Annotated in this window: 3 rRNA genes; all 3 read right to left on the bottom strand. The window is 56.4% G+C overall.

Going from position 1 to position 5,447, the window contains the following annotated elements:
- Window positions 1-10 precede the first annotated feature (10 nt).
- Window positions 11-127, bottom strand: a 5S ribosomal RNA gene (rrf, locus tag NA8_RS32030).
- A 155-nt stretch (window positions 128-282) separates the two neighbouring features.
- Window positions 283-3,398 (bottom strand): 23S ribosomal RNA (locus NA8_RS32025).
- Window positions 3,399-3,724: 326 nt separating this feature from the next.
- Window positions 3,725-5,243 (bottom strand): 16S ribosomal RNA (locus tag NA8_RS32020).
- The 16S, 23S and 5S rRNA genes sit together here, the layout of an rRNA operon.
- Window positions 5,244-5,447: the final 204 nt, after the last annotated feature.

The raw sequence follows: 5,447 nt of genomic DNA, 5'->3' as shown, positions 1-5,447 counted from the left end.
GTGAAGGATGTTCCGGCGGTGTCCTACTCTCCCACACCCTGTCGAGTGCAGTACCATCGGCGCTGGCAGGCTTAGCTTCCGGGTTCGGAATGGGACCGGGCGTTTCCCTACCGCTATGGCCGCCGTAACTCTATGAAACTATCCACACCCCCAAACCCCCGGTTCACTGCCGCTACCGACCCGCCCCGTTTCCGGGGGTTTCGGTGAACGACACCATGACGGGTGTCGAAGGGTATCTGTGTGTTGTTTCAGATACCGCACAGTGGACGCGTAGCAACCTTTGTTGGTAAGTCCTCGGCCTATTAGTACCGGTCACCTCCACACGTTACCGTGCTTCCAGTTCCGGCCTATCAACCCCATGGTCTGTAGGGGGCCTTAACCACTCGAAGGTGGTGAGAAACCTCATCTTGGAACAGGCTTCCCGCTTAGATGCTTTCAGCGGTTATCCCTTCCGAACGTAGCCAACCAGCAGTGCCCTTGGCAGGACAACTGGCACACCAGAGGTTCGTCCGTCCCGGTCCTCTCGTACTAGGGACAGCCTTCCTCAAGTTTCTGACGCGCGCGGCGGATAGAGACCGAACTGTCTCACGACGTTCTAAACCCAGCTCGCGTGCCGCTTTAATGGGCGAACAGCCCAACCCTTGGGACCTACTCCAGCCCCAGGATGCGACGAGCCGACATCGAGGTGCCAAACCATCCCGTCGATATGGACTCTTGGGGAAGATCAGCCTGTTATCCCCGGGGTACCTTTTATCCGTTGAGCGACACCGCTTCCACATGCCGGTGCCGGATCACTAGTCCCGACTTTCGTCCCTGCTCGACCTGTCAGTCTCACAGTCAAGCTCCCTTGTGCACTTGCACTCGACACCTGATTGCCAACCAGGCTGAGGGAACCTTTGGGCGCCTCCGTTACATTTTAGGAGGCAACCGCCCCAGTTAAACTACCCACCAGGCACTGTCCCTGAACCCGATCAGGGTCCGAGGTTAGAAGTCCAATACGACCAGAGTGGTATTTCAACGACGACTCCACGAACACTGGCGTGCCCGCTTCACAGTCTCCCACCTATCCTACACAAACCGTACCGAACACCAATACCAAGCTATAGTGAAGGTCCCGGGGTCTTTTCGTCCTGCCGCGCGTAACGAGCATCTTTACTCGTAATGCAATTTCGCCGAGTCTGTGGTTGAGACAGCAGAGAAGTCGTTACGCCATTCGTGCAGGTCGGAACTTACCCGACAAGGAATTTCGCTACCTTAGGATGGTTATAGTTACCACCGCCGTTTACCGGGGCTTAAATTCTCAGCTTCGCACCCGAAGGCGCTAACCGGTCCTCTTAACCTTCCGGCACCGGGCAGGCGTCAGTCCGTATACATCGTCTTACGACTTCGCACGGACCTGTGTTTTTAGTAAACAGTCGCTTCTCTCTGGTCTCTGCGACCACACCCAGCTCACAGCGTAAAGCCGGTCACCAGACGTGGTCCCCCTTCTCCCGAAGTTACGGGGGCATTTTGCCGAGTTCCTTAACCACAGTTCTCTCGATCGCCTCGGTATTCTCTACCTGACCACCTGTGTCGGTTTGGGGTACGGGCCGTGTACCAACTCACTAGAGGCTTTTCTCGGCAGCATAGGATCACTGAATTCGCCTCAATCGGCTACGCATCACGTCTCAGGATATGTGCAACACGGATTTGCCTATGTCACTCCCTACACGCTTACACCAGGTAATCCATCACCTGGCCCAGCTACCTTCCTGCGTCACCCCATCGCTTGACTACTACACCCAGGGTCTCGTGCATCCCCTTCCAGCTTCCCGAAGGAAGTCCATCCGGTTCAGGACGATTAGCACAGATGATTCACCATTGGGCGCGGATACACGGGTACGGGAATATCAACCCGTTGTCCATCGACTACGCCTGTCGGCCTCGCCTTAGGTCCCGACTCACCCTGGGCGGATTAACCTGGCCCAGGAACCCTTGGTCATTCGGCGGACGAGTTTCTCACTCGTCTTTCGCTACTCATGCCTGCATTCTCACTCGCACAGCCTCCACAACTAGTTCACACTGCTGCTTCCACGGCTGCACGACGCTCCCCTACCCATCCCAGCTCCTGGCTCGAAAGCAAGATAATACTGGAATGCCGCGGCTTCGGCGGTGTACTTGAGCCCCGCTACATTGTCGGCGCAGGATCACTTGACCAGTGAGCTATTACGCACTCTTTCAAGGGTGGCTGCTTCTAAGCCAACCTCCTGGTTGTCTTCGCGACCCCACATCCTTTTCCACTTAGTACACGCTTAGGGGCCTTAGCCGGCGATCTGGGCTGTTTCCCTCTCGACTACGAAGCTTATCCCCCGCAGTCTCACTGCCACGCTCTCACACACCGGCATTCGGAGTTTGGCTGACTTCGGTAAGCTTGTAGGCCCCCTAGGCCATCCAGTAGCTCTACCTCCGGCGTGAAACACGTGACGCTGCACCTAAATGCATTTCGGGGAGAACCAGCTATCACGGAGTTTGATTGGCCTTTCACCCCTACCCACAGCTCATCCCCTCAGTTTTCAACCTAAGTGGGTTCGGGCCTCCACGACGTCTTACCGTCGCTTCACCCTGGCCATGGGTAGATCACTCCGCTTCGGGTCCATGACATGCGACTAAAAACGCCCTATTCGGACTCGCTTTCGCTACGGCTACCCCACACGGGTTAACCTCGCCACACACCGATGACTCGCAGGCTCATTCTTCAAAAGGCACGCCATCACCCCACCACAAAGTGGAAGGCTCTGACGGATTGTAAGCGTCCGGTTTCAGGTACTATTTCACTCCCCTCCCGGGGTACTTTTCACCTTTCCCTCACGGTACTAGTCCGCTATCGGTCACCAGGGAGTATTCAGGCTTACCGGGTGGTCCCGGCAGATTCACAGCAGATTTCACGGGCCCGCTGCTACTCGGGAACCCACTACAACAGAGCACGCATTTTCGTCTACGGGACTCTCACCCTCTACGACAGGCCGTTCCAGACCACTTCGACTAACACGCACTTTTCTGACTGTCGCCTACCACGGCAGTGATAGGAAAGTAGGCCCCACTACCCCACACGTGCAACACCTGCCGGCTATCACACACGCATGGTTTAGCCTCATCCGCTTTCGCTCGCCACTACTCACGGAATCACAATTGTTTTCTCTTCCTGTGGGTACTGAGATGTTTCACTTCCCCACGTTCCCTCCCAACCGCCTATATATTCAGCGGAGGGTGACACGACATCACTCGTGCCGGGTTTCCCCATTCGGAAATCCTCGGATCTCAGCTCGGTTGACAGCTCCCCGAGGCTTATCGCAGCCTCCTACGTCCTTCATCGGCTCCTGGTGCCAAGGCATCCACCGAACGCTCTTAAACACTTACAAACAAAGATGCTCGCGTCCACTGTGCAGTTCTCAAACAACACACCCACACCGGATCGAACTCCAAGACCATCGAAATCAAAAACCCCGAGGTATCCAGGAAATCCGGGCAGATCGTATTTTTTGCCTGGAAAGAACGTCTGTTCTTTCAGGACCCAACAGTGTGTCGATATATCAACCACCAGCCGGCCACCAAGGACCCACCGATACGCGGAAGAAACTGTCAGCGTTCCACCCATGAGCTTCCACCGGACTACATTCGAGCCCGAAATGGTCTCTGCCACAACCACATTCACCTCTGTGAAGCGTCGCGGAGAAGTGCTCCTTAGAAAGGAGGTGATCCAGCCGCACCTTCCGGTACGGCTACCTTGTTACGACTTCGTCCCAATCGCCGATCCCACCTTCGACGGCTCCCTCCCACAAGGGGTTAGGCCACCGGCTTCGGGTGTTACCGACTTTCATGACGTGACGGGCGGTGTGTACAAGGCCCGGGAACGTATTCACCGCAGCGTTGCTGATCTGCGATTACTAGCGACTCCAACTTCACGGGGTCGAGTTGCAGACCCCGATCCGAACTGAGACCGGCTTTAAGGGATTCGCTCCACCTCACGGTATCGCAGCCCTCTGTACCGGCCATTGTAGCATGTGTGAAGCCCTGGACATAAGGGGCATGATGACTTGACGTCGTCCCCACCTTCCTCCGAGTTGACCCCGGCAGTCTCCTGCGAGTCCCCGCCATTACGCGCTGGCAACACAGGACAAGGGTTGCGCTCGTTGCGGGACTTAACCCAACATCTCACGACACGAGCTGACGACAGCCATGCACCACCTGTACACCGACCACAAGGGGGCCTACATCTCTGCAGGTTTCCGGTGTATGTCAAACCCAGGTAAGGTTCTTCGCGTTGCATCGAATTAATCCACATGCTCCGCCGCTTGTGCGGGCCCCCGTCAATTCCTTTGAGTTTTAGCCTTGCGGCCGTACTCCCCAGGCGGGGCGCTTAATGCGTTAGCTACGGCACGGATCCCGTGGAAGGAAACCCACACCTAGCGCCCACCGTTTACGGCGTGGACTACCAGGGTATCTAATCCTGTTCGCTACCCACGCTTTCGCTTCTCAGCGTCAGTTACTGCCCAGAGACCCGCCTTCGCCACCGGTGTTCCTCCTGATATCTGCGCATTTCACCGCTACACCAGGAATTCCAGTCTCCCCTGCAGTACTCAAGTCTGCCCGTATCGCCTGCAAGCTCACAGTTGAGCTGTGAGTTTTCACAGACGACGCGACAAACCGCCTACAAGCTCTTTACGCCCAGTAATTCCGGACAACGCTCGCACCCTACGTATTACCGCGGCTGCTGGCACGTAGTTGGCCGGTGCTTCTTCTACAGGTACCGTCACTTACGCTTCGTCCCTGTCGAAAGAGGTTTACAACCCGAAGGCCGTCATCCCTCACGCGGCGTCGCTGCATCAGGCTTTCGCCCATTGTGCAATATTCCCCACTGCTGCCTCCCGTAGGAGTCTGGGCCGTGTCTCAGTCCCAGTGTGGCCGGTCGCCCTCTCAGGCCGGCTACCCGTCGTCGCCTTGGTAGGCCATTACCCCACCAACAAGCTGATAGGCCGCGGGCCCATCTCGCACCGATAAATCTTTCCACCCACCGCCATGCGACAGCAGGTCATATCCGGTATTAGACCCAGTTTCCCAGGCTTATCCCGAAGTGCGAGGCAGATCACCCACGTGTTACTCACCCGTTCGCCGCTCGTGTACCCCGAAGGGCCTTACCGCTCGACTTGCATGTGTTAAGCACGCCGCCAGCGTTCGTCCTGAGCCAGGATCAAACTCTCCGTTGAAGACTCACAACCACACCCCCAAAAGGGTGCAATCAGATCAAAAACTAGAGTCCGAAAACCTAGCAAAACAATCGCCAGCAAAAAGCTGACTAAAATGCCCGACCCTCCACACGGGGGGTGAAGAGCCGGAACCAAATAAAACATTTGGCACTGACATTCATCGACACACTATTGAGTTCTCAAAGAACACACGCACACACATCC

The organism is Nocardia arthritidis NBRC 100137, assembly GCF_001612765.1.
GTDB lineage: Bacteria > Actinomycetota > Actinomycetes > Mycobacteriales > Mycobacteriaceae > Nocardia > Nocardia arthritidis.
The sequence above is the reverse complement of the archived record's forward strand: the minus strand, read 5'-3'. Positions and strand labels throughout refer to the sequence as shown.